General features: G+C 61.9%; 25 protein-coding genes. 14 read left to right on the top strand and 11 right to left on the bottom strand.

Annotated elements, in window-relative coordinates; all coding sequences use genetic code 11:
• Window positions 1-75 precede the first annotated feature (75 nt).
• On the top strand, window positions 76-423 hold the full coding sequence (locus ACU5AZ_RS18805) for a hypothetical protein (RefSeq protein WP_446823841.1): 348 nt from the start codon (window positions 76-78) through the stop codon (window positions 421-423).
• A gap of 5 nt (window positions 424-428) precedes the next feature.
• On the opposite strand, the gene ACU5AZ_RS18800 is transcribed toward ACU5AZ_RS18805, so the two are convergent.
• The 3 genes from ACU5AZ_RS18800 to ACU5AZ_RS18790 all read right to left on the bottom strand — a co-directional run bounded on the left by ACU5AZ_RS18800 (window position 429) and on the right by ACU5AZ_RS18790 (window position 3,616).
• Window positions 429-1,184, bottom strand: a complete 756-nt coding sequence (locus ACU5AZ_RS18800) for a phosphodiester glycosidase family protein (protein ID WP_446823840.1) — start codon at window positions 1,182-1,184, stop codon at window positions 429-431.
• 60 nt (window positions 1,185-1,244) lie between these two features.
• Complete coding sequence (locus ACU5AZ_RS18795) at window positions 1,245-1,937, bottom strand: ferredoxin (protein ID WP_446823839.1); 693 nt, start codon at window positions 1,935-1,937, stop codon at window positions 1,245-1,247.
• A 98-nt stretch (window positions 1,938-2,035) separates the two neighbouring features.
• Entirely contained in the window at window positions 2,036-3,616 is a 1,581-nt protein-coding gene (locus ACU5AZ_RS18790; protein WP_446823838.1) for a trimethylamine methyltransferase family protein, read from the bottom strand.
• Window positions 3,617-3,889: 273 nt separating this feature from the next.
• Between ACU5AZ_RS18790 and ACU5AZ_RS18785 the strand changes: the two genes are divergently transcribed.
• On the top strand, window positions 3,890-4,591 hold the full coding sequence (locus ACU5AZ_RS18785) for a corrinoid protein (RefSeq protein WP_446823837.1): 702 nt from the start codon (window positions 3,890-3,892) through the stop codon (window positions 4,589-4,591).
• Between the two features lie 84 nt (window positions 4,592-4,675).
• Here the strand turns inward: ACU5AZ_RS18785 and ACU5AZ_RS18780 are convergent, their stop codons facing one another.
• A complete protein-coding gene (locus ACU5AZ_RS18780) occupies window positions 4,676-4,837 on the bottom strand; it encodes an entericidin domain-containing protein (RefSeq protein WP_446823836.1) in 162 nt (53 codons plus the stop codon).
• A 114-nt stretch (window positions 4,838-4,951) separates the two neighbouring features.
• Complete coding sequence (locus ACU5AZ_RS18775; RefSeq protein ID WP_446823835.1) at window positions 4,952-5,113, bottom strand: entericidin domain-containing protein; 162 nt, start codon at window positions 5,111-5,113, stop codon at window positions 4,952-4,954.
• Between the two features lie 54 nt (window positions 5,114-5,167).
• Here ACU5AZ_RS18775 and ACU5AZ_RS18770 point away from each other — a divergent pair, with 54 nt between their 5' ends.
• The 10 genes from ACU5AZ_RS18770 (at window position 5,168) to ACU5AZ_RS18725 (ending at window position 13,166) form a co-directional block, all read left to right on the top strand.
• Window positions 5,168-5,809 (top strand): DUF1638 domain-containing protein, encoded by a 642-nt coding sequence (locus ACU5AZ_RS18770; protein WP_446826055.1) that lies wholly within the window; start codon window positions 5,168-5,170, stop codon window positions 5,807-5,809.
• A gap of 100 nt (window positions 5,810-5,909) precedes the next feature.
• Complete coding sequence (locus ACU5AZ_RS18765; RefSeq protein WP_446823834.1) at window positions 5,910-6,557, top strand: exopolysaccharide biosynthesis protein; 648 nt, start codon at window positions 5,910-5,912, stop codon at window positions 6,555-6,557.
• Between the two features lie 4 nt (window positions 6,558-6,561).
• Window positions 6,562-7,341, top strand: coding sequence for a formyl transferase (locus ACU5AZ_RS18760; RefSeq protein ID WP_446823833.1), 780 nt, complete (start codon window positions 6,562-6,564; stop codon window positions 7,339-7,341).
• 136 nt (window positions 7,342-7,477) lie between these two features.
• Window positions 7,478-7,780, top strand: coding sequence for a virulence factor (locus ACU5AZ_RS18755; protein ID WP_446823832.1), 303 nt, complete (start codon window positions 7,478-7,480; stop codon window positions 7,778-7,780).
• A complete protein-coding gene (locus ACU5AZ_RS18750; protein WP_446823831.1) occupies window positions 7,773-8,366 on the top strand; it encodes a methylenetetrahydrofolate reductase C-terminal domain-containing protein in 594 nt (197 codons plus the stop codon). The genes ACU5AZ_RS18755 and ACU5AZ_RS18750 overlap by 8 nt, the downstream gene beginning before the upstream one ends.
• A complete protein-coding gene (locus tag ACU5AZ_RS18745; RefSeq protein WP_446823830.1) occupies window positions 8,363-9,460 on the top strand; it encodes a methylenetetrahydrofolate reductase in 1,098 nt (365 codons plus the stop codon). Before ACU5AZ_RS18750 ends, ACU5AZ_RS18745 begins: the two co-directional genes overlap by 4 nt.
• A 58-nt stretch (window positions 9,461-9,518) precedes the next feature.
• A complete protein-coding gene (locus ACU5AZ_RS18740) occupies window positions 9,519-10,487 on the top strand; it encodes a methyltetrahydrofolate cobalamin methyltransferase (protein ID WP_446823829.1) in 969 nt (322 codons plus the stop codon).
• Between the two features lie 55 nt (window positions 10,488-10,542).
• Window positions 10,543-10,830, top strand: a complete 288-nt coding sequence (locus tag ACU5AZ_RS18735; protein WP_446823828.1) for a BrnT family toxin — start codon at window positions 10,543-10,545, stop codon at window positions 10,828-10,830.
• Window positions 10,817-11,077 carry a BrnA antitoxin family protein gene (locus tag ACU5AZ_RS18730; protein ID WP_446823827.1) on the top strand — a complete coding sequence of 87 codons (261 nt, stop codon included), beginning with the start codon at window positions 10,817-10,819 and terminating at the stop codon, window positions 11,075-11,077. The genes ACU5AZ_RS18735 and ACU5AZ_RS18730 overlap by 14 nt, the downstream gene beginning before the upstream one ends.
• A 61-nt stretch (window positions 11,078-11,138) precedes the next feature.
• Entirely contained in the window at window positions 11,139-13,166 is a 2,028-nt protein-coding gene (locus ACU5AZ_RS18725; protein ID WP_446823826.1) for an ASKHA domain-containing protein, read from the top strand.
• Here ACU5AZ_RS18725 and ACU5AZ_RS18720 read toward each other — a convergent pair whose 3' ends face one another.
• The gene (locus tag ACU5AZ_RS18720) at window positions 13,167-13,622 is read right to left on the bottom strand and encodes an acyl-CoA thioesterase (protein ID WP_446823825.1); all 456 of its coding nucleotides are present in this window, start codon (window positions 13,620-13,622) and stop codon (window positions 13,167-13,169) included. It lies immediately after the preceding gene.
• Window positions 13,623-13,632: 10 nt separating this feature from the next.
• Complete coding sequence (locus ACU5AZ_RS18715) at window positions 13,633-14,535, bottom strand: LysR substrate-binding domain-containing protein (RefSeq protein ID WP_446823824.1); 903 nt, start codon at window positions 14,533-14,535, stop codon at window positions 13,633-13,635.
• Window positions 14,536-14,657: 122 nt separating this feature from the next.
• On the opposite strand from ACU5AZ_RS18715, the gene ACU5AZ_RS18710 reads away from it, so the two are divergent.
• Both ACU5AZ_RS18710 and ACU5AZ_RS18705 read left to right on the top strand, forming a co-directional pair.
• The gene (locus ACU5AZ_RS18710; protein WP_446823823.1) at window positions 14,658-14,861 is read left to right on the top strand and encodes a hypothetical protein; all 204 of its coding nucleotides are present in this window, start codon (window positions 14,658-14,660) and stop codon (window positions 14,859-14,861) included.
• A 192-nt stretch (window positions 14,862-15,053) separates the two neighbouring features.
• On the top strand, window positions 15,054-16,064 hold the full coding sequence (locus ACU5AZ_RS18705; protein ID WP_446823822.1) for a GlxA family transcriptional regulator: 1,011 nt from the start codon (window positions 15,054-15,056) through the stop codon (window positions 16,062-16,064).
• Window positions 16,065-16,112: 48 nt separating this feature from the next.
• On the opposite strand, the gene ACU5AZ_RS18700 is transcribed toward ACU5AZ_RS18705, so the two are convergent.
• The 4 genes from ACU5AZ_RS18700 to ACU5AZ_RS18685 form a co-directional block, all read right to left on the bottom strand.
• Complete coding sequence (locus ACU5AZ_RS18700) at window positions 16,113-17,450, bottom strand: GGDEF domain-containing response regulator (protein ID WP_446823821.1); 1,338 nt, start codon at window positions 17,448-17,450, stop codon at window positions 16,113-16,115.
• A 133-nt stretch (window positions 17,451-17,583) separates the two neighbouring features.
• Entirely contained in the window at window positions 17,584-18,441 is an 858-nt protein-coding gene (locus ACU5AZ_RS18695; protein WP_446823820.1) for a response regulator, read from the bottom strand.
• Between the two features lie 160 nt (window positions 18,442-18,601).
• Window positions 18,602-18,865, bottom strand: coding sequence for a hypothetical protein (locus tag ACU5AZ_RS18690; RefSeq protein ID WP_446823819.1), 264 nt, complete (start codon window positions 18,863-18,865; stop codon window positions 18,602-18,604).
• Between the two features lie 131 nt (window positions 18,866-18,996).
• Window positions 18,997-21,594, bottom strand: a complete 2,598-nt coding sequence (locus ACU5AZ_RS18685; RefSeq protein WP_446823818.1) for a mechanosensitive ion channel domain-containing protein — start codon at window positions 21,592-21,594, stop codon at window positions 18,997-18,999.
• Window positions 21,595-21,639: the final 45 nt, after the last annotated feature.

Raw genomic sequence — 21,639 nt, 5'->3', positions numbered from 1 at the left:
CGTTTGGTTGCCGCGGCGGGTCGGGTATCCTGTCGCTATCCAAACTGATTCCAATGAATGACATGAGAGGCCGCCATGCCCGGAAAATCCCTCCCTTTTCCCGACCGCGACACGGTAGCGGCAAAGCTGTCGGCGCTCGGCGAGGATGACGAAGCCTACCTCAATCTGCTGTTTGAGAACTTTCAGCAGGACGAGAACCTGCTCGACGGCCTGGACCTCTATCTGAACAAGGCCGCGCACGCCCCCTTTCTCAACTCGCTGAAACTGGAGAAATGCGGGGAATGGCTGGGAACGCACGCGCCTGCCCGCCTGCAGATCCGGCTGATGGAACTCGCGCGCTCCAGCCAGCACCCGGCCTATGAGGCATTCAGAAAGGGACTGACGAGTTCCGGTGGCCTGGAGAATGCCTTCCCGAAGGTGTGATGGCTCTACGGCAGGCTGCCGACCACGGCGATGATCGTGCCGAGCGGAAACAGCGTATCCTGCCGCTTCATCTCGGGAATGAACTGGCTGGATATGGTCCCGTCTAAAAACAGCGCATTGTCGCAGTCGAGCACGTCGCGGTAGAGCAGCCCGAAATCATAGAAGCGGACCGGATTTTCCGAGGTGGCGAACACCACCCTGCCCTTGCTGTCGACGCCGACACCGTTGCGGACCTTGAAACTATCGCTGTCGGCGAGAAAGCGCGGATGCAGCTTTCCGTCGATCACCAGCATCGGCCCCGATTGCGTCGCATAGTCGGGCTTCAGGCCGCTTGCCGCATAGGCCTGCGTTTCCATCACCCCGGCCTTGCCGTCGCCAACATAGAAGACGCCGTTCGGCAGCAGATGGAAATTGCCCCAGCCGCCGCGGGTGCTGAGCGCCGAGCGCTCGACGCCCTTCTCTATGAAGAGCCCGACCGGCGACATGTCGTAGTGGTACATGCCACCATTGACGGCAAAGCGCATGATCTCGCGATCGCGCCACAATGCCTTGCCGAGCGCCGCGAAGCTGCCATAGGGCTCGCCGCTCTCGTCGGTGTTGAAGATGCGGATATCCGCCTTGGCGGGATCGTAAGTGCAGACGGTATAGTCCGCGTCCATATGCCTGATCGTCCGGCAGGCCTCGCCATCGGCCAGAGCCAGGCCGGTTGAAGACAGCAGCATGAAGATTGCAAGCGCCAAGAAACGCCGGACCATAGGCACACCCCCGAGAATCGCCTGACGACTATAAGCCGGCAATTGCGTCAAAGGCTGGAAACCGCATCAGATTTTCAGCGCGCACATGTGAAATCGCAACTGTTCCACGGGATAGCGATAGGCGTTGCCGACCGGACAGGCGGCACGCGCCAGACAGCCCTGCGCCATACAAGCCGCCTGCCCTTCGGCAGTCCGCAGCCAGTCCCGGCATGGAGCCACGGCGAAGCCGTCTGCCAGGACCGCCCCGGCCGGACAGTGCGAAAGGCACAGCTTGGACGCGCAGGCGTCGCAAGGATGCCCGCCCTCGGGCTCGTCCCAGTCCGGCAGATGCCCGACGAAGCCGATCGCGCCGCGGTAGCCGTGCCAAAGCCCGTATTGCGGATGGATGAGGATACCGAGCGGCGAAGTCCTCAACCCTTCCGCCCGCATCGCCCATTGCTGGAACGGCTGCCAGGGCGGATCGGAGGGGAAATAGGCGGTGCCGCCAAGCGCGCCCGCCACCGGCGCAATCACCGCCTTCGACCAGGCGTCCAGTGGATCGTCGCCGCCATTATCTGCCTGCCTGTCCCGCCAGCCGGAAAAATGCGGCCAGACCGACCCGCCGATATTGCCGAGGAGGACCACAGAGCCGGCGGGCGGGCCATCGGCAAGATTTGGCGCGGCCTCGCCAGGGGAAAAATTGACAACGCCACGAACAAAAACGCCGTGCGGCTGCAAGGCCGCACGGACGCTGTCGATCAGGCTTCTCTCGCCCGTCATTTTCCGCTCTCGCTACGCCAGGGTTGCCATATGCCCTTCTGGACGAAGTCGGCCACCAGCGCGGCGCCGCCTTGCTCCCTGGCGGCGTCGGGCTCCTTTCAAGTGAAGGCGTCCGGCATCGAATCCTTACGCTTGGTGACGAACTCGATCAGGGCCTCGTCGATTGCCGGATCGAGGTAAGGCGCCTCGTAGCTGTCGAGCCACGAGCGGCACAGTGCGTTGGCACGCTCTTCCATGCGCTTCTGGCCTTCCAGTTCCCACTGTTCGAAGGAGTTGTTGTCCATCAGCGGCGACCGGTAGAAGGCCGACTGGAAGTTGGCGCGGGTATGGTCGCAGCCGAGATAGTGGCTGCCGGGGCCGACTTCGCGGATAGCGTCCATCGCCTGGCCGTTCTCCGACAGGTCGACGCCTTCCGCCATCTTCTGCAGCATGCCGAGCTGGTCCTGGTCCATCATGAACTTTTCATAGGAGGAGACCAGCCCGCCTTCGAGCCAGCCTGCGGCGTGCAGCACGAAGTTGGTGCCGGCGAGCAGCGTCGTGTTCAGCGTATTGGCGCTCTCATAGGCGGCTTGAGCATCCGGAACCTTGGAGCCGCAGAGACCACCGCCGGTACGGAACGGCAGGCCCAGACGACGGGCGAGCTGCGCCGCGCCGTAAGAGACCAGCGACGGTTCCGGCGTACCGAAAGTCGGCGCACCCGACTGCATGGAAATCGACGCGGCGAACGTGCCGAACAGCACCGGCGCGCCCTTGCGGATGAGCTGCGTGAACGAGGCGCCGGCCAGCACTTCGGCCAGGATCTGCGTCAGCGTGCCGGCGACCGTCACCGGGCTCATGGCGCCCGACAGGATGAACGGCGACAGCACGCAGGCCTGGTTGTGCCTTGCATAGACCTTCAGTGCGCCGACCATGGTCTCGTCAAAGACCATCGGCGAGTTCGCATTGATGAGGTTCAGCGTTACGGTATTGTTGTCGACATAATCGTCACCGAAGACGATCTTCGCCATGGCGATCGTGTCCTCGGCCCGCTCAGGCGCGGTTACCGAGCCCATGAACGGCTTGTCGGAATATTTGATGTGGCTGTAGATCATGTCCAGGTGACGCTTGTTCACCGGCACGTCGACAGGCTCGCAGACGGTGCCACCCGAAGAATGCACGGACGGCGCCATGTAGGCGAGCTTCACGAAGTTGCGGAAATCCTCGATCGTCGCATAGCGACGGTTACCGTCGAGGTCGCGCACGAAGGGCGGGCCGTAGACCGGGGCGAAGATCGTCGCCTTGCCGCCGACCTGGCAGTTGCGCTCCGGATTGCGGGCGTTCCAGGTAAACGTGCTCGGCGCCGTCTTCAAAAGTTCGCGGCAGAGGCCCTTCGGGAAATGCACCCGCTGGCCCTTCACGTCCGCTCCGGCGTCCTTCCACAGCGCCAGCGCCTCGGCGTCGTCGCGGAATTCGATACCGACCTCCTCGAGCACCGTGTCGGCGTTCTTCTCGATCAGCGCCAGGCCTTCCTCGTCGAGGACCTCGTATTCCTTGATCTTGCGCTGGATGTAGGGAAGCGACACTCCCGGACCGCCGCCCGAGCGCGATGCGCGCCGTGCTGCCGCTCCGCGTCCTTCGCTGCGGGACCGCCGTGCGCGGCCGTCCGAGCTGCCTTCCAGTTCAACCGGTGTATCGTTCATGGTGTTTCCTCAATCCAGCGTCCGAAACATGTTTATCGGCGCGTCCTCTCTTCCACCAATGCTATCCGTTTTGAAAGAGGAAACATTTCTCAATGCGCCAAGGACTGCCGCAAGGCGGACATTCGGCGACCGAAAACGACATTTCGCTCCGTCGTATTTTTGCAAGCCGCACGTCGTTTTCGAAATGCGTTTTTCCGCGAACACGTTTAGACTGCCGTTATCTGTCATGGAAATCACTGGTTTCCATAGGTTTTGTCGCAATGGGAGGCATGCATGTCTGACGATGAAATCATTCTTTCGGAACTGTCGGACGACGATCTTGTCCTGCAGATGCATGACGATCTCTACGACGGCATGAAGGAAGAGATCGAGGAAGCGACACGCATCCTTCTCGATCGCGGCTGGACGCCCTACGACATCCTGACCAAGGCTCTGGTTGAAGGCATGCGGATCGTCGGCATCGACTTCCGCGACGGCATCCTCTTCGTTCCCGAAGTGCTGCTCTCCGCCAACGCCATGAAGGCCGGCATGTTCATCCTGCGGCCCCTGCTCGCCGAAACCGGCGCGCCGAAGCTCGGCAAGATGGTGATCGGCACCGTCAAGGGCGACATCCACGACATCGGCAAGAACCTCGTTGGCATGATGATGGAAGGCGCCGGCTTCGACGTCGTTGACCTCGGCATCAACAATCCGGTCGAGAAGTATCTCGAAGCGCTGGAAACGGAAAAGCCCGACATCCTCGGCATGTCCGCCCTGCTGACGACGACCATGCCCTACATGAAGGTGGTCATCGACACCATGCAGGAAAAGGGCATTCGCGACGAGTATATCGTGCTGGTCGGCGGCGCGCCGCTGAACGAGGAATTCGGCAAGGCCGTCGGCGCCGACGCCTACTGCCGCGATGCCGCAGTCGCTGTGGAAACGGCCAAGGATCTGATTGCCCGCAAGCACAACACCCTGGCATCACGCGCCTGAAGGCAGGCAAATATCATGAAAAAGGCGCGGTCAACGACCGCGCCTTTTTCATGTCCCGAAGGCCTTTGCCTGTCACGTCGCTCGTCACATCGAATGCGCGACGTCCTCGCCGGCATCCTTGGTCGCATCGACCATGTTGGCGGTATCCCGGCCGAGGCCGCGGATCGTGTTGCCGCATGACGACAACGCCGCCGCAAGGGCGAAGAAAACAAGCAGAGCTTTGAATGAATGGCCGAGCCTGAGCATTTGATCTCCCTGAATCACGGTGAACGACCGAGATATGACAGCGAAATCAGACGAAAAGCGAGCCCAATTTATAGAGCATCAGCAGCTTTCAGCCAGCTGCTCAACGCCGATTGGTCAGTTCGCCGACCGCGCCACGTCGTTGCCGGCCGCCTGCGTCGCGTTGACCGTATTGGCCGCGTCCCGACCGACGCCACGGATCGTATTTGCGCAGGATGCGAGCGACAGCACGCCAGCGGCAGCGACACCGGCAATGATTATGCGTTGAGCTTTCGACATGTTAGCCTCCTATGTTGCCTTGAGAACAGACCGACGGCAATCGCCCCGATCATGATGCCTCATAACGTTAAACGGAGAAAGTCGATGTTGGTTCCATCGATACGTGTAATTGCCTGCGGGGCATTGGCGCGGGAGATTCTGGCGGTTTGCAAGACGAACGGATTGTCCCATGTCGACCTCATCTGTCTGCCGGCAATCCTGCACAATCATCCGGAGAAAATCGTTCCCGGCCTGGAGAAGGCAATCGCCGAGGCGCGCGCCGAGGGCTTCGACCGCATCTTCATCGCCTATGCCGATTGCGGCACCGGCGGCGACATCGACAGGCTCTGCGAAAGGGAGGGTGTGGGCCGTCTTGCCGGACCGCACTGCTATTCCTTCTTCGTCGGCAACGAGGCCTTCGCCCGGCAGTGGGACGACGACATCTCCGCCTTCTTCCTGACCGACTTCCTCGCCCGACAGTTCGAGGCATTCGTCGTCGAACCGCTCGGCCTCGACCGTCATCCGGAATTGCGCGACGCCTATTTCGGCCACTATACCAAGCTCGTCTACCTGTCGCAGGAGGAAGACGCCGAACTTCAGGCGAAAGCGCGCAAGGCGGCGGAATTTCTTGGCCTGACTTACGAATATCGCTTCACCGGCTATGGTGATCTCGCAGTCGAACTCCTACATGTTGCCGAAGAGGCACGAAGCAACTGATTTTTCGACGCCCACAGAGCTGCCTTAATAGCTTAATAATCGGCCTGTAAGACAATCAGTACATGAAAGCCCACCAGAAGGTCGAGAAGGCGTAGCAAGAGTGACCGACAGTACAGCATCGTTTTCCGGTATGACGGCAAAATCAAAAGCCGAAGAGCATCCGCCGAGCCTTTCCGATCTGCTGCAGCATATAGCCCTGAATGCCGGGCCGAAAATCAGCCTGCGCGATCTTGCGGTCGCACTCGAAGACCGTTCCTTCGGCGCCTTCCTCGTCGTCTTCGCACTGCCGAACCTCGTTCCGATGCCGCCGGGCGCCACACTGCTCCTCGGCCTGCCGCTGATCTTCGTCGCCTGGCAGATCCTGTCGTCCAACCAGACGCGCATCTGGCTGCCGCGGCGCATTGCCGACTACACGATGGAAAAAGAGACGTTCAATCGTATCGTCGCCCGCGTTGTTCCCTGGCTGCGCTGGATCGAAACCTGGATCAAGCCGCGTTTCTGGTTCCTGGAAACCCGCTGGTCGGAACGCCTGCTCGGCATTTTCACCCTCGTCTTCGCCGTCGTCGTTTTCCTGCCGATCCCCTTCGGCAACTGGCTGCCGGCGCTGGCGCTCGCCGTCATCGGGCTCGCCATGACGGAACGTGACGGCGTGGGTGTCATTGCCGGCGCGATCATCGGCGTCATTTCCACCATCATCGCCACCGCTGTGGCTCTGGCCGCCAAGGCGATCTTCATGGCGATCCTCTGATCAGATGACCGAGACGTCATTCCATCGGCCCGTCGCCGTGGTGACGGCAGGCGGCATGAACCCGCAGATCCTGATCAACGCGCTTTCCGCGCGCTTCCCGAATGTCACCGTGATCAAGGAACAACCCGAGTCGAAATCGGTCATCCTCAAGCGACGGGCGAGGAAGCTCGGCTGGATCAATGCCGGCGGACAGCTCGCCACGATGATCGTCTCGCGCCTCGGCAAGAAGTTTGCCGCGAAACGTCAGGCGGAGATCCTGAAGGAATTCGCCGTCTCGGCCGACCAGAACCCGCATGTGCCGGTGATCCACGTCACGTCGGTCAACACCCCGGATTTCCTGGATGCGGTACACAAGGTCTCACCGGCGGTGATCTTTACGGTCAGCTGCCGGATTCTCAGCGCCAGGACACTTGCAGCCCTCACCTGCCCGGTCGTCAATTTCCATGCCGGGATCAACCCGGCCTATCGCGGCCAGATGGGCGGCTACTGGTCGCTGGTCTCGGGCGATGCCGGCAATTTCGGCGCGACGGTGCATCTGGTCGACGCAGGCATCGACACCGGTGACACGCTTTACGAGAAGCGCATGACGCCGTCGAAATCCGACACGATGCTGACCTATCCTCTCCTGCTTACGGCATGCTGCTCGGACATCGCGATAAAGGCCATCGAGGACGTGCTCACCAGCCGCGCGGCACCATACAAGCCGTCGGGTCCATCCAGCATGCACTACAATCCGCCGATCTGGGCCTGGCTCTGGAACGGGGTCGCCAAGGGCGTCTGGTAGTCCAGCTCACTTCCCTGTCGCGTCTAAAGAGCCGCATTTTTCATCGACGTCGCTTTTCAGCGATTGCGACGTCGTCAAAAGCGTAGTCAGCCGACCGGCAACCGTGCATTCTGCCTTCAATTGGGAGAGCAAGGACATGGCGGACCTGATCGTCGTCTACTGGCGGGACATACCTGCCCAAATCATCGTCAAGAAGGGCCGGACCAACGCCAAGCGCGAGCTGTCACAGCGCTTCGCAGAGGCCATCGACATGGCCGCCATGCGCTCCGGCGCATCCGAGACCGACGATTATCTCGCAGAGTGGCGCAAGGCCGATCCGGTCGCCGTTTCGGACGACCTGGAAGCGGAAGCCGACAAGGCCGCCGCAGCACTTGAGGCCGCCTACGACAAGGAGCGGATCGTCGCTCTCGTCAAGGCCGGGGGCCGCGCAAATGGCTGACGCAAAACCCGCCAAGGGCAACGCCGCCCCCGAAAAGAAGCAGGCCGCCGGCGCCTTCACGCCGGCCGGCGTGTCGCCGAGCCGACGCCAGCGCCGCCGCTACACGATCCGGCTGTGGTCGGTGCGCCATTCCCGCGCGCTGGAATGGATTTACGCCCATTTCGCCGACCTTTTCCTGATGCTTCATCCGGTCTGGAAAAAGCTCGGCTACCAGCGCGTCGAACGGCCCGTCACCTTCCTGGAGCGCAACGTCAAGGGACTGCTCTTCGACTGTCGCATGTGCGGCCAGTGTGCGCTGTCGTCGACCGGCATGTCCTGCCCGATGAACTGCCCGAAGCAGTTGCGGAACGGACCCTGCGGCGGCGTGCGTGAGAATGGCAACTGCGAAGTCGAGCCGGACATGCCTTGTGTCTGGGTGCAGGCCTGGAAGGGATCTCAGAACATGGCCAAGGGCGACGCCATCATGACGGTCCAGAAGCCGGTCAACCAGGCGCTGCGCGAAACGTCCGCCTGGCTGCGCGTTACAGCCGAGAAAGCCGCCGCCAAGGAAGCAGCAAAGCAAGCAGGCAAGGGAGACGCGGCATGATCAACGACATCCATCCCGCCGATCCGAGCCTGCCGCTCGATCCCCTGCCCGGCCACTCGTCGCGCGGACGCCTCGAGCGCGTCCTGCGCCGTGGCGAATTCGCGGTCACCACCGAGCTCAACCCGCCCGACAGCGCCGACCCGCAGGATGTCTACGAACGCGCCGCGATCTTCGATGGCTGGGTCGACGGCATTAACGCCGTCGACGCCTCGGGCGCCAACTGCCACATGTCCTCCGTCGGCATCTGCGCGCTCCTGACCCGCATGGGTTATGCGCCGGTGATGCAGATCGCCTGCCGCGACAAGAACCGCATCGCCATCCAGGGCGACGTGCTGGGCGCCTCCGCCATGGGCGTGCAGAACATCATGTGCCTGACCGGCGACGGCGTGCAGGCCGGTGACCAGCCGGGCGCCAAGCCGGTTTTCGATCTCGACTGCATGTCGCTTCTGGAAACTGTCCGCACCATGCGTGACGAAGGCAAATTCCTGTCCGGCCGTAAGCTGACCACACCGCCGTCCGTCTTCCTCGGCGCGGCGATCAACCCCTTCGCTCCTCCCTATGACTTCCGTCCCTATCGCCTGGCGAAGAAGATCGCCGCCGGCGCGCAGTTCGTCCAGAGCCAGTACTGCTTCGATGTGCCGATGTTCCGCGAATACATGAACAAGGTGCGCGACCTGGGCCTGCACGAAAAATGCTTCATCCTGGTCGGCGTCGGCCCGCTGGCGTCCGCCAAGACCGCCCGCTGGATCCGATCCAACGTGCCCGGCATCCACATTCCCGACGCCGTCATCAAGCGGCTGGAGGGGGCCCAGAACCAGAAGGAAGAAGGCAAGCGCCTGGCGATCGACATCATCAACGAGGTGAAGGAGATCGAAGGGGTTTCCGGCATCCACGTGATGGCCTACCGTCAGGAGGAATATGTCGCGGAAATCGTGCATGATTCCGGCGTGCTGAAGGGTCGCAAACCCTGGAAGCGCGAACCGGCACCGGACGCCGCGCTGATCGCCGGACGCCTGGAGGAAATTCAGGATCGGCCCGTCGAGCACCAGCAGGAGCTCGCCGAAGTCGCTGCCCATATTGCGCCGGACCACTGAGAGACCGGGCGCTGACCGTTGAAGAAGGCGCGCTGCGCCGAGGAGAGGAATACGTAACATGACCCGTACCATCGTCGCATCCGCAACCCGCGAGATCGTCATCGGCTTCGACCAGCCCTTCTGCGTCATCGGCGAGCGCATCAACCCGACCGGCCGCAAGAAGCTGGCAGCCGAAATGGTCGAAGGCAACTTCGACACCGTCCGGAAGGATGCGATCGAACAGGTCGCAGCCGGCGCCACCATGCTGGACGTCAACGCGGGCGTCACCGCCGTCGACCCCAACGCCACCGAGCCGGCCCTTCTCGTCAAGACGATGGAGATCGTCCAGGAGCTGGTCGACGTGCCGCTGTCGATCGACAGCTCGGTGACCGCCGCCATCGAAGCCGCGCTCAAGGTCGCCAAGGGCCGCCCGCTGGTCAACTCGGTGACCGGTGAAGAGGAAAAGCTCGAGGCCATCCTGCCGCTCATCAAGAAGTACAACGTCCCGGTCGTCGCCATCTCCAATGACGAGACGGGCATTTCGATGGACCCCGACGTCCGCTTCGCCGTTGCCAAGAAGATCGTCGAGCGCGCCATGGACTACGGCATCAAGCCGGAAGACATCGTCGTCGACCCGCTCGTCATGCCGATCGGCGCGCTGGGTGACGCCGGCCGCCAGGTCTTTGCGCTGCTGCGCCGCCTGCGCGAGGAGCTGAAGGTCAACACGACCTGCGGCCTCTCCAACATCTCCTTCGGCCTGCCGCACCGCCACGGCATCAATGCCGGCTTCATCCCGATGGTCATCGGCGCCGGCATGACGTCCGCGATCATGAACCCCTGCCGCCCGCAGGAAATGGAAGCCGTGCGCGCCGCCAACGTGCTGAACGGCACTGACGCCAATTGCGCCAACTGGATCATGACCTACCGCGACTACAAGCCGGCAGCCCCAGGTGAAGCGGCCGCCTCCCCGGCCCCTGCCGCCGGCGGACGCCCGGCCCGCCGCGGCGGCCGCGCAGGCCGCGTCGGCGAAGGCGGTGCAACGGAATAAGATTCGTTATGGGTCCCGTTTTACATTTGCATATACAAACGTGTAGTATGGAGCCATGAAGCAAGCGGTCTCCGGTTTCGATTGGGATAGCGGCAACTGGTCCAAATGTGCCAAGCACGGCCTATCGAAAGCGGAAATCGAACAGGTGTTCATGAGGACGCCTTCAATCTACCCCGACCCAGAGGTTGGAGAAGAGCGAAAGCGGGCGATCGGGACAACTGAGGAAGGCCGTTATGTCTTCGTGGTTTTCACCTTGCGCGAAATCGATATCGGAACACTCATCCGACCGATCAGCGCGCGATATATGCATGAACGGGAGATCAGGCGATATGAACAACGGTAAGGGCAAGCAAATGCCGGCCCTGCGTTCGGATGAAGAGGCGGAAGCCTTCGTCGATAACGCGGACCTTTCCGAATACGACCTGTCCGGCTTCAAACCGGTCCAGTTCGAGTTTGAAAAGAAGTCGGCGCAACTGAACATGAGGCTTCCGGAAACCCTGCTTTCGGCGATTAAGGCGAAGGCGCGGGAAAGAGGCATTCCCTATACACGTCTGATCCGCGAAGCGCTCGAAAAGACGGTTGCCAAATAGAGACCGGCCAAGGCCGGACAGAAATTGCTGCGGGCGATACCCGGTGGACCGAGAGACCAGAATGACCGATACCCAAGATCCCCTCGTCCTCTTCATGCCCTCCGGCAAGCGTGGTCGCTTCCCCAAGGGCACCGCCGTCCTCGAGGCCGCCCGCGAACTCGGTGTGTACGTCGAGAGCGTATGCGGCGGCCGCGGCATTTGCGGGCGCTGCCAGATCGACGTGCAGGAGGGCCAGTTCGCCAAGCACGGCATCACCTCTTCCAACGACCATATTTCCCCCTTCAGCCCCAAGGAGGCGCGCTACAAGCAGCTGCGTGACCTGAAGGACGGACGCCGCCTGTCCTGTTCGGCGATGATCGAGGGCGATCTCGTCATCGACGTGCCGCAGGACGTCGCCGTCAATGCGCAGGTCGTGCGCAAGGCCGCCGACGAGCGGATCATCGAGCGCAACCCCGCCGTCCACATGTGCTATGTCGAAGTCGACGAACCGGACATGGAAAAGCCGCTCGGCGATCTCGATCGCCTGAAAGCCATGCTGCAGCAGGACTGGGGCTACGAAAACCTCGAGGTCGACGCGCATCTGCTCCCCCGCGTCCAGTCGATCCTGCGCAAGGGCGAGTGGAAGGTGACCGCCGCCATCTGGCGCGACGACGAGGCCGGCAGGCCGCACCTCATCGCCCTCTATCCGGGATTGAAGAACGAGGCCTATGGCATTGCCTGCGACATCGGTTCGACGACGATCGCCATGCATCTCTCTTCGCTGCTATCGAACCGCACCGTCGCTTCGGCCGGTGCCTCCAATCCGCAGATTCGCTTCGGCGAAGACCTGATGAGCCGCGTCTCCTACGTGATGATGAACCCCGACGGCCGCGAGGGCATGACGAAGGCGGTGCGCGAGGCGATCAACGAGCTGATTGCCAAGGTCTGCGCCGATGGCGGCGTCGACCGCGCCGACATTCTCGACTGCGTCTTCGTCGGCAATCCGATCATGCACCACCTCTTCCTCGGCATCGACCCGACGGAACTCGGCGGTGCGCCCTTCGCGCTTGCCGTCTCCGGTGCAGTCCACCTGAAGGCGAGCGAGATCGACCTCGTCATGAATGCCGGCACGCGCGTCTACACGCTGCCCTGCATCGCCGGCCATGTCGGCGCGGATGCCGCCGGCGCGACGCTGTCGGAAGGCGTGCATCGCCAGGGCGAGATGATGCTGATGGTCGACATTGGCACCAATGCCGAAATCGTTCTCGGCAATTCTGCCCGCACGGTCGCCGCCTCCTCGCCGACCGGCCCTGCCTTCGAAGGCGCCGAAATCTCCTGCGGCCAGCGCGCAGCACCCGGCGCGATCGAACGCGTGCGGATCGATCCGCAAACGCTCGAACCGCGCTTCCGCGTCATCGGCATCGAACCCTGGTCCGACGAGCCGGGCTTCGAGGAGGCCGCTGCCAAGGTCAAGGTCACCGGCATCTGCGGCTCCGGCATCATCGAGGTGATTGCCGAAATGTTCCTGGCCGGCATCATTTCCGAAGACGGCGTGGTCGACGGATCGCTCGCCGCGCGCTCGACCCGCATCGAAGCCAACGGCCGCACCTTCTCCTATGTCCTGCACGATGGCGCGCCGCGCATCGCCATCACCCAGAACGACGTCCGCGCCATCCAGCTCGCCAAGGCGGCGCTCTACGCCGGCGTGAAGCTCTTAATGGACAAGCAGGCGGTGGAAAAGGTCGACCGCATCAGCCTGGCCGGCGCCTTCGGTACCTTCATAGATCCCAAATACGCGATGGTTCTGGGCCTCATTCCGGATTGCGACCTCGACAAGGTGAAGGCGGTCGGCAACGCCGCCGGTGCCGGGGCTCGCATGTGCCTCCTCAACCGCGGCTTCCGCCGCGAAATCGAGGAAACCGTCAGCAAAATCATCAAGATAGAGACGGCGCTTGAATCAAAGTTTCAAGCCTACTTCGTTGACGCCATGGCCCTGCCGAACAAGACGGACCCGTTCCCCGAACTGGCAAAGACCGTCACACTGCCCGAGAAAAGCCAGTCGACGGACGGTGGAGAGGGCGGCGGACGCCGGAGGCGCCGCCCCCGCTGATCACGGCGCGGCAACTTCCATCAGCCGCGCCCTGGTGCGGTCGGAAAAAGCGTGCGAACGGCGCGTCTCGTGGCTCATCTGCACGACGACCGTCGTGGCAAAGGCGGCGCAGCGTCCATTCTGGAACACCGCCTGCTCCATGCGCACCGACGAGCGGCCGACTGCAACGATCCGCGTGCCGATATCGACCGTGCCGGGCCAATTCACCTCGGCCCTGTAATCGAGGTCGAGCTTGGCCAGAACGAAACTGCATTCGGCGTCCGTCATCGGGTCTTCAGGGTTGAAGATCGCCTCGACGCGGCCGGTCTCCATGAAGGTCGCGAACACGGCATTGTTGACGTGTCCCTGCCGGTCGGTGTCGCCGAAGCGAAGCTTGTCATAGGCGCGAAACGGAAAGTCCTCCAGCCGGATGTCGGCATGCGTCGGCGCGGCACTCTTGTCTGCAGAGACATCCATGAACGCGGCCTCAGGCAGCAGCAGCGGCATGCGAGAGCCCGGCAAAGGCATAGCGGATGCTTTCCGCCACGGCTTCGCCGGCGCTGTTCATCTCGGCCGACGCCAGCAGCCGCACCTCGAAGTGGCCGAGCTCCGGCAGACCATCGGCATCACCAAGCGCCTCCATCTGATCGCCGAGATAGCTGCGCGGAATGGGGGCGATCGCAAGATCGGCGACCACCGCCGCACGCTGCGCCATCGTATGCGCGCTGAGATAGGCAATCCGGTAGGAACGCTTGGACTTGTCGAGGCGTGCCAGAGCATCGGCGCGCCAGCAGCAACCCTCCTCCCAGATGGAAATCGGCAACGGATCCTTGCGGAAGGCATTGCCGCACTTGGCGCCGGCCCAGACGAGCTTCTCGCGCAGCACGACTTCCTCGCCGTCGCCCCCGGTGCCCGGATAGGAGTTCACCAGCGCCAGATCGAGCCGTCCTTCCTGAAGCCGCTTGCGCAGATTGGAGGAGGAGTCGATCGTCACGTCCACGAGAATGCCCGGGCAGGCTTCGGCAAAGCGCTTGAGGATATTGGGCAGGATGCGTTCGCCGGAATCGTCCGTCGCCCCAAGCCGGACGACGCCGCTCATTTCCGGGAACCGGAAGCGGGACACGGCCTCGTTGGAAAGCGTCAGGATTTGCCGGGCATAGGCCAGCAGCATCTCGCCATTTTCCGTCAAGGACACCGACCGTGCGTCGCGGCGAAACAGTGTCGCACCGAGCTGCTCCTCCAGCTTCTTGATCTGCATCGAGACTGCCGAAGGTGTTCTGAGCACCATGTCCGCAGCAGCAGAGAAACTGTTTGTCTCGGCAATCGAGACGAACGTCCTGAGGATGTCGGTCTCAAGCAGCGGCAGGGGCTGGCGGAATACGACGTTCACGGCGGCATCCTTTCAATTTTTTTGACCTTAAGATGGATATCATTTCGTTTGATTGAATGTCAACTCTTCCCGATATTGGTCTCAGCAGCGAACCTGCTGCCATCAAGCACAGGAGAACGACGATGTTTCTGGGAAGTGTATTCGTAAGTTTCACAAAGGCATGGAACGGCTGGAACCGAGCTCCGACATCCTCGCGCCATGACATCGAAGGCCTGCCCTACTGGCTGCGCGACGACGTCGGCCTGGAGGCGGACGAAACCGCAATCAGGGAAGAGCGCAGGAAGCTTGCCGACTGGGCCCGGCATTTCCGGGCGTTCGTCCGCTGAGGACAGAAGCAATGCTCCCGCACGCAGGCAAAGCGCAGGCATGCGGGAGCCGGAGAATTTTCACATTGCCTGCCCCGCTCCCTCTTCCATGGCGGGTTCTTCCATGTCAGTGTCGCATTTGAGACATCCAGGTCACTGTTTTCGCGGTGAGACATTCAACCTGGAAACCGTGAGCATGGAAAAGCCTCTCTCATGAGCAAAACGCCGGAAATAAAGCGCTCTATCGTATTCTTCCTCGTCCCCAACTTTTCGATGCTGCCGTTTACCGCCGCCATCGAAGCCCTCCGGATCGCCAATCGCATGCTCGGCTACAGCGCCTACAAGTGGCGCATGGTGTCGACGGACGGAAAGCCGGTCTTCTCGTCCTCCGGTATAGCCATCGAAGCCGACCTTCCGCTTGTCGAGGAGCGACGGTTTCTGTCGAGCGACACGCGGCCGGACATGGTGCTCCTCTGTTCGGGGATCAATGTCGAGGAATTCCAGAACAAGTCGGTGTTCGCCTGGCTGCGCGAGATCTACAATCGCGGCGTCGCCGTCGGCTCTCTCTGTACCGGTGCCTATGTGCTTGCCCAGGCCGGCCTGTTGAAGGGCAAGCGCTGCGCCATCCACTGGGAGAACCTGCCCGGCTTCTCGGAGAAATTCCCGCAGGCGGAAGTCTATGCCGACCTCTACGAAATCGATGGCAATCTCTATACCTGCGCCGGCGGCACCGCCTCGCTGGACATGATGCTCGACATCATCGGCCGGGACTTCGGCGAAAGCCTCGTCAACCGCATCTGCGAGCAGGCACTGACCGACCGCGTGCGCAATCCCCACGACCGGCAGCGCCTGCCATTGCGCGCCCGCCTCGGCGTGCAAAACGCCAAGGTCCTGTCGATCATCGAACTCATGGAAAACCATCTCGCCGAGCCGGTATCGCTGCTCGACATCGCCGACAGCGCTGGCCTCTCCCGCCGGCAGATCGAGCGCCTGTTTCGCCAGGAGATGGGGCGCTCGCCGGCCCGGTACTATCTCGAAATCCGCCTGGACCGCGCCCGGCACCTGCTGGTGCAGTCCAACATGCCGATCGTCGAGGTGGCGGTCGCCTGCGGATTCGTCTCGGCCTCGCACTTCTCGAAGTGTTATCGCGAAGTCTACAATCGGTCCCCGCAGCAGGAACGCGCCGACCGGAAGATGACGCTCGCCACATCCAGAGCGTCCTGACGACCGAGTTTGCGACAGTGGCGAGCTCCGCCGCCGCCCTGCCCGGCCCTATTCGGCGGCGGACACGGAAGCGGCCATCAGCGCGTCGGAATAGACCCGGTTGCGCCCCTGATGCTTGGCCATGTAGAGGAACTGGTCGGCGGCGTTGAGGTGGTTGTCGAAGGTTTCGCCGCCCTCGATGCCGCTGACGCCGATCGACACGGTGATCGTCAGGTCCTCGTCGTCGGCAACGATGCGGACCCGCGACAATTCGTGCCGCAGCCAATCGCAATAATCGGTGCCGGCGGCGGAATCGAGCCCGGTCATCAGGATGCCGAACTCCTCGCCGCCAAGTCGAGACAGAAGATGCGGCGAGCCGTCGAGAAGGTTTTCGAGCTTGTGCGCGACCGCAATCAGCACCCGGTCGCCGATCTCGTGTCCGTAGGTGTCGTTCAGCTTCTTGAAGTGGTCGATGTCGAGGATGGCGATACTGCAAGGAATGGATTCGCGCTGGCCGATGCCGATCTGCCGCGGCCCCCGGTCGAAGAAATAGCGCCGGTTGAAGAGGCCGGTCAGGTAGTCGCAGGCAGCCGCGCGCTTGAGATTGCGGATCTGCTGCAGCATGTCGAGGCTGTTGGCGACGCGGCAGAGAAGCTCTTCCTCGACGAAGGGCCGATAGATAAAATCATTCGCCCCGGCCTTCAGGAAATTTGCCGACAGCAGCCGATCCGAGGAAGACGAAATGCCGATGATGCCGAGTTCATCAGTCTCGAACATCCGTCTCACCCGCTGCGTGAGTTCGTAGCCGTCCATGTCCGGCATCACGTAATCGGTGATCATGAGCTCGACTTCCGGGAAGCGGTTCAGCACGTCGAGTGCCTCCAGCCCGGTTCCCACACCAATGACGTTGTAGCGCTGCAGCTTCAGCAGTTCGACCAGGTTGCTGCGCACGGAGCTCATGTCGTCGACCACTAGGATCGTGTTCGACTGATTGTTGAAGAAGCGCTTCACCGTGTTGACGACCGAATTGATCGCCCGCTCGCTGTCCTTGATCACGTAATCGACAACCCTGCGCTGCATCAGCACATTGCGGATGTCGCGATCGAAGCGGCCGGTGAAGACCACGGTCGGAATGCCCATGTCGGAGGTGTAGTCAACGACCTCGCCGTCGGACGAATCCGGCAGCGTCAGATCGACCACCGCGAGTTCGAAGCGCTCCCCGCGCTCGACCAGGTCTTTGAGCGCTGCCAGCGATGCGACATGCACCACGGAAAGGCCAAGTTCGTCGCAGAACCGGTGACTGAGAACCTTTGAAAAAAGCCGGGTGTCCTCGACCAGGACGACGGTACCCCTGACACCGCTATTGCCACCCTGCCCAACTGCCGTCATGTCGCCGTTAAATGACATTTTCCCCTCAAGCCTTCACCGAAAAGTTGAAAACTCAGACAGCTTGCGCCAGATGGCGCTCCGCCCTCCTGCGATATTCTTCGATATCTTTGCAGGAAAATCGAGAGCGCTTTATCTTAACGCGCCAGAATTTTCAACCTATAGCAGCAGACAATTGAGAAGTGGTTACGGAACCCGCATCGAAGTTGGCGCGAATCTGCGTCAGCGTATCGAGATTCTGGTTGACCCGGCAGTAGAACTCCTCGTCCACGAAGGGACGCAGGATGAAATCGTTGCCGCCGGCCTTCAGGAAACGCGCCGACATCAGCCGGTTCGTGGACGAGGAAACGCCGATGATCCGCAACTGATGCGAACCGATGCTCGCGCGGATGCGCCTCGTCAGTTCGAAGCCGTCGATGTCCGGCATGTTGTAGTCGGTGATCATCAGGCCGATGTCTGGATTCTGTTTCAGGAGCTCCAGAGCCTTCATGCCGCTGTCAGCCTGGCTGACGCGGAAATTGTAGCGCCTCAGCCGCGTCGACAGGAGCGCACGCGCCGTCGGGCTGTCATCGACGATCAGCACGTGGTGGCGCTGATTGGTCAGATAGCGGCAGACCGACTCCGCCAGCATGTCGACGGCGAACATGTTGTCCTTGATGACGTAGTCGACGATTTCCTTCGCCAGGATCTCCTCGCGGATCTTCTCGTGGAAGGCACCGGTGAACACGATGGTCGGAACGCTGAGATCGACGAGATAGCTCAGGGCCTCCCCGCTCTCGGCACCTGGCAGGTTCATGTTGGTGATGGCGATGGCGACCGGCTCGCTGGAGCGCTCGTAGACATACTGCAGCTGTTCGAAATTGCGGCAGACCTCGACGTCAATGTCGAAAAGCTCCTTGAGCCGCTTGCTGATCATCGAAATGTAAACATTGGAATCTTCCGCCAGGAGCACTCTGTGTCCCTTCAAAGAAGCGCCGGAGTAATGCATCCCGGAAATTCCCAAAAACGCCATACGAACCCATCCCCTCAAGTCATTTCAGGATGTTATAGCTTTGACGTTTTTAAAAATGTTTAATCCCCGTGAGCGGATCGGCATCGGTGTTTGGCGGATACTCGCAGCGTGGCTCACGATGGGATTGGTGGCGGTGCGCGAGCGGCACCGCCGGGCAGAGTTACTTGACCTGGGCGGACCCCTTGACGATCTCGACGGTCTCGCCGCCGCTCAGGCCCACGCGGTCGCCGTTCGGCAGGGTGACGAAACAGCCTGTGGGGCAGATGGTTTCGGTCGCGCCCGCGTCGATCGCGACGTCCATGCGGTTTCCGCCTTCCACGACCACCAGAACCACAGTTTCGCCATCCTTATTGGTCACGGTCGCGGCATGCGCAAAGGTTGATCCGGCTCCGGCAATCAGCAGTGCAACAAGAAATCTTTTCATGTTCTTCCGGCACACGGGGCGCCGCCCTCTGTTGTCGTTCCTGTGTCTGGCACAGAGCATGCCACACACGTCATGGCCTTATCCATAGTCGATCGATGATGAATGTTGCCTGAATGATGGCATGACCGTGACTATTGCTGGTTCGGGCCGTCCGCCCCATCCTCGACATTGCCGTCCCCTTCCGGAATATCCGGATGTCCCTCGTTCTCCAGTTCGGAAATATCGGCAGCCGGCCGCTTGCCGCGCTTGCGGCCGGAAAACTCCTCCGGCCAGCGGCCGACGTCGCGCGCCGCCCGAACCGCTTCGGCGATCTTTTCGGACTTCATGTTGATATTGAGATCGCGCTGCGGGAACGGGATTTCGATGCCCTCGGCCTTGAAGCGCTCGTAGATCTGCAGGCGTATTTCGGTGCGAACACCGAGCCCGTCGAGAATGTCGGCAAGATAGGCGCGCAATTCGAAATCGAGCGAGGAATCGCCGAAATTCGCAAAGACCACCATCGGCTCGGGGAAATGCAGGAGCTTGGGATGCCCGTCGGCAATCTCCTTCAGGATCTCCAGCACCCGGCGCGGATCCGAATCATAAGAGACGCCGACCATGATCTCGATCCGGCCGATCTTGTTGCGGTGCGTCCAGTTGCCGACCGAGCTGTTGATGAACTCGGAATTCGGCACGATGATCGTCTGCCGCTGGAACGTCTCGATTTCCGTGGCGCGCACGGAGATGCGCCGGACGAAGCCTTCCGTCGTTCCGGTCACCACCCAGTCGCCCACCTTGAACGGCCGTTCGGCGAGCAGGATCAGTCCCGAGACAAAGTTGGAGACGATGTTCTGCAGACCGAAGCCGATACCCAGTGAAAGAGCACCGGCCACGAGAGCGAGGTTCGACAGGCTGATGCCGGCCGCCGACAGGCCGAACATGATGGCGATGCCGATACCGAGATAGCCGACGCCCGTCTTGACCGAGTTGCGCACGCCCGTGTCCATGTAGGTGCGGCCGAGAACGTTGCGGTCAAGCCAGTTCTCGAAGAGGCGCGAAACAACGAGCGCGATGGCGAAAATGATCAACCCGCCGAGAATTCCGACGATGGAAATCGAGAAGCTGCCGATCGTGATGTTGGTGAAGATCCGGTAGACCCAACGCTCGATATCCGCGAACTGGAAGCCCCAGGACAGGAGAATGAGCGGAAAGCCCGCCAGCAGCGCAAAGATGTAGATGAAGAAGCCGACGGCGAGACCGAGCTGGTCGAGGGTCTTGGCCTCGATCTTGAACCGCTCGCCGATATAGCGCCCGACGGCCGTGCGCGGAAATCCGTTCTGCTCGGAGACGGCCCGGCCGGACAGGATGCCGATATAGACGGTGATCACCACCGCGCCGGTGACGATCAGCTGCGTGGACAGGAAGCGCGCGAGGCTGACATAGCCGGCAAGGCAGAGCAGGATGATCGCGGCACCGCAGATGCGCAGCAGGATCGCCGCGAAATGCGGGAGCGGCCGGCCGGGATCCTTGGGGTCGCCGCTGCTGTTGAGGATGGGCCGGGAAAATGACAGCGCGATCAGCAGCAGGCCGATGATCACCGACGCGATGAGGCTTTTGACCACCGTCAGGATCAGATCCGAGCCTGCGGTGGTGCTGATCGCTTCCAGCACGTAGTCGAAGCCGTTGACAGCCGCCATCAGCGTGAAGACGCGGACAAGCGACTTGGCGCCACCATTCGAGACGTTCACCAGTCGCCACTGGACGTCGCCAGGCGCAAGCGTCGCCTTGCTAAGCCGCCAGACGAAGAAGACCATCCCGGTCATGCCGAAGCAGGCGGCAATGATCGGCGCGACGTCCTGCCTCAATACGTTGAAGCGATCGAAAAGCGTGTAGGAGACTGTGAGGAACGTTGTGAACGACAGCGTCGAGATGGTGGTCGACCAGAAGGCGACCGAAAGCCGGCTGAGATAGCTCGGCGCCTCCTGTGTCCTGTCGCGACGTACAAGCGAACCGAACAGTCGCCTGATCGTCATCATCAGCACAATGGCGAACGCCAGAGAACCCATCAGCGCGCCGCCGAAATAGACCGCCTTGAAGCGCCAGATGAACGAGGTCCAGCTGCCGAACGTCCGTTCGAGTGTGGCCCCCTCCTGGCCGGCCATGGTCCAGGCGGTCGCAAACAGATCCAGCGTGATATCGCGCCGGGCCAGGAGCTTCTTCGAGAACATGTCCCGGCGCGCGATCGTGATGGCGGTGCCAAGCTGGCTCGCCTCGGTCGACAGAGATTCGGCTTGGCCGGTCAGCGCATTGATTTCCGCGCGCTCCGATTTCAGCCGGTTGCGCTCATCGGTGACGATCTGCGCTTCCGCCGGCTGCCCTTCTGCCGGCGGATCGCCGAGTTGCTCGAGGCGGCTCTTGAGCTGATCGAAGCTCGGGCGCAGATCGACGGAGATCTGGATGACAGCGCGACTGACCTTTTCCACCTGGTCCATCATGTCGACGAGCTTGTCGTCGTCGCCAATCGCCGGCGTCAGCTGTTTCTCGATCGCGTCGAGCTGCTGCTTGGCCTGTTCCAGTTGCCGGCGCGCGTCGTCAACCGGGTTCACCGCCGCTTTCGCGGCCTGCTCCGTGGTCGCGGACGCATCCTGCGCGAGCGATGAGGACGCAGACAGCCCTGGCCCAACGGCAAGCAGAACAAGAAGAGCGATCAGGGCCGGAAGGCGGCCGGCGATACCGGAAATGCTGCGCAAACGAATACCTCATCCGTCGTGGAAACGGTCATGCGCTGGTTGGCA

The sequence above is a fragment of the Rhizobium sp. PAMB 3182 genome (assembly GCF_052908355.1).
The sequence above is the reverse complement of the archived record's forward strand: the minus strand, read 5'-3'. Positions and strand labels throughout refer to the sequence as shown.

Excerpts from the sequence above, each read along its gene's own strand:
- ACU5AZ_RS18805 (WP_446823841.1), top strand. The coding sequence starts at position 76 with ATGCCCGGAAAATCCCTCCCTTTTCCCGACCGCGACACGGTAGCGGCA.
- ACU5AZ_RS18795 (WP_446823839.1), bottom strand. The coding sequence starts at position 1,937 with ATGACGGGCGAGAGAAGCCTGATCGACAGCGTCCGTGCGGCCTTGCAG.
- ACU5AZ_RS18790 (WP_446823838.1), bottom strand. The coding sequence starts at position 3,616 with ATGAACGATACACCGGTTGAACTGGAAGGCAGCTCGGACGGCCGCGCA.
- ACU5AZ_RS18785 (WP_446823837.1), top strand. The coding sequence starts at position 3,890 with ATGTCTGACGATGAAATCATTCTTTCGGAACTGTCGGACGACGATCTT.
- ACU5AZ_RS18780 (WP_446823836.1), bottom strand. The coding sequence starts at position 4,837 with ATGCTCAGGCTCGGCCATTCATTCAAAGCTCTGCTTGTTTTCTTCGCC.
- ACU5AZ_RS18775 (WP_446823835.1), bottom strand. The coding sequence starts at position 5,113 with ATGTCGAAAGCTCAACGCATAATCATTGCCGGTGTCGCTGCCGCTGGC.
- ACU5AZ_RS18770 (WP_446826055.1), top strand. The coding sequence starts at position 5,168 with ATGCCTCATAACGTTAAACGGAGAAAGTCGATGTTGGTTCCATCGATA.
- ACU5AZ_RS18760 (WP_446823833.1), top strand. The coding sequence starts at position 6,562 with ATGACCGAGACGTCATTCCATCGGCCCGTCGCCGTGGTGACGGCAGGC.
- ACU5AZ_RS18755 (WP_446823832.1), top strand. The coding sequence starts at position 7,478 with ATGGCGGACCTGATCGTCGTCTACTGGCGGGACATACCTGCCCAAATC.
- ACU5AZ_RS18750 (WP_446823831.1), top strand. The coding sequence starts at position 7,773 with ATGGCTGACGCAAAACCCGCCAAGGGCAACGCCGCCCCCGAAAAGAAG.
- ACU5AZ_RS18745 (WP_446823830.1), top strand. The coding sequence starts at position 8,363 with ATGATCAACGACATCCATCCCGCCGATCCGAGCCTGCCGCTCGATCCC.
- ACU5AZ_RS18740 (WP_446823829.1), top strand. The coding sequence starts at position 9,519 with ATGACCCGTACCATCGTCGCATCCGCAACCCGCGAGATCGTCATCGGC.
- ACU5AZ_RS18735 (WP_446823828.1), top strand. The coding sequence starts at position 10,543 with ATGAAGCAAGCGGTCTCCGGTTTCGATTGGGATAGCGGCAACTGGTCC.
- ACU5AZ_RS18730 (WP_446823827.1), top strand. The coding sequence starts at position 10,817 with ATGAACAACGGTAAGGGCAAGCAAATGCCGGCCCTGCGTTCGGATGAA.
- ACU5AZ_RS18725 (WP_446823826.1), top strand. The coding sequence starts at position 11,139 with ATGACCGATACCCAAGATCCCCTCGTCCTCTTCATGCCCTCCGGCAAG.
- ACU5AZ_RS18720 (WP_446823825.1), bottom strand. The coding sequence starts at position 13,622 with ATGGATGTCTCTGCAGACAAGAGTGCCGCGCCGACGCATGCCGACATC.
- ACU5AZ_RS18710 (WP_446823823.1), top strand. The coding sequence starts at position 14,658 with ATGTTTCTGGGAAGTGTATTCGTAAGTTTCACAAAGGCATGGAACGGC.
- ACU5AZ_RS18705 (WP_446823822.1), top strand. The coding sequence starts at position 15,054 with ATGAGCAAAACGCCGGAAATAAAGCGCTCTATCGTATTCTTCCTCGTC.
- ACU5AZ_RS18700 (WP_446823821.1), bottom strand. The coding sequence starts at position 17,450 with ATGTCATTTAACGGCGACATGACGGCAGTTGGGCAGGGTGGCAATAGC.
- ACU5AZ_RS18695 (WP_446823820.1), bottom strand. The coding sequence starts at position 18,441 with ATGGCGTTTTTGGGAATTTCCGGGATGCATTACTCCGGCGCTTCTTTG.
- ACU5AZ_RS18690 (WP_446823819.1), bottom strand. The coding sequence starts at position 18,865 with ATGAAAAGATTTCTTGTTGCACTGCTGATTGCCGGAGCCGGATCAACC.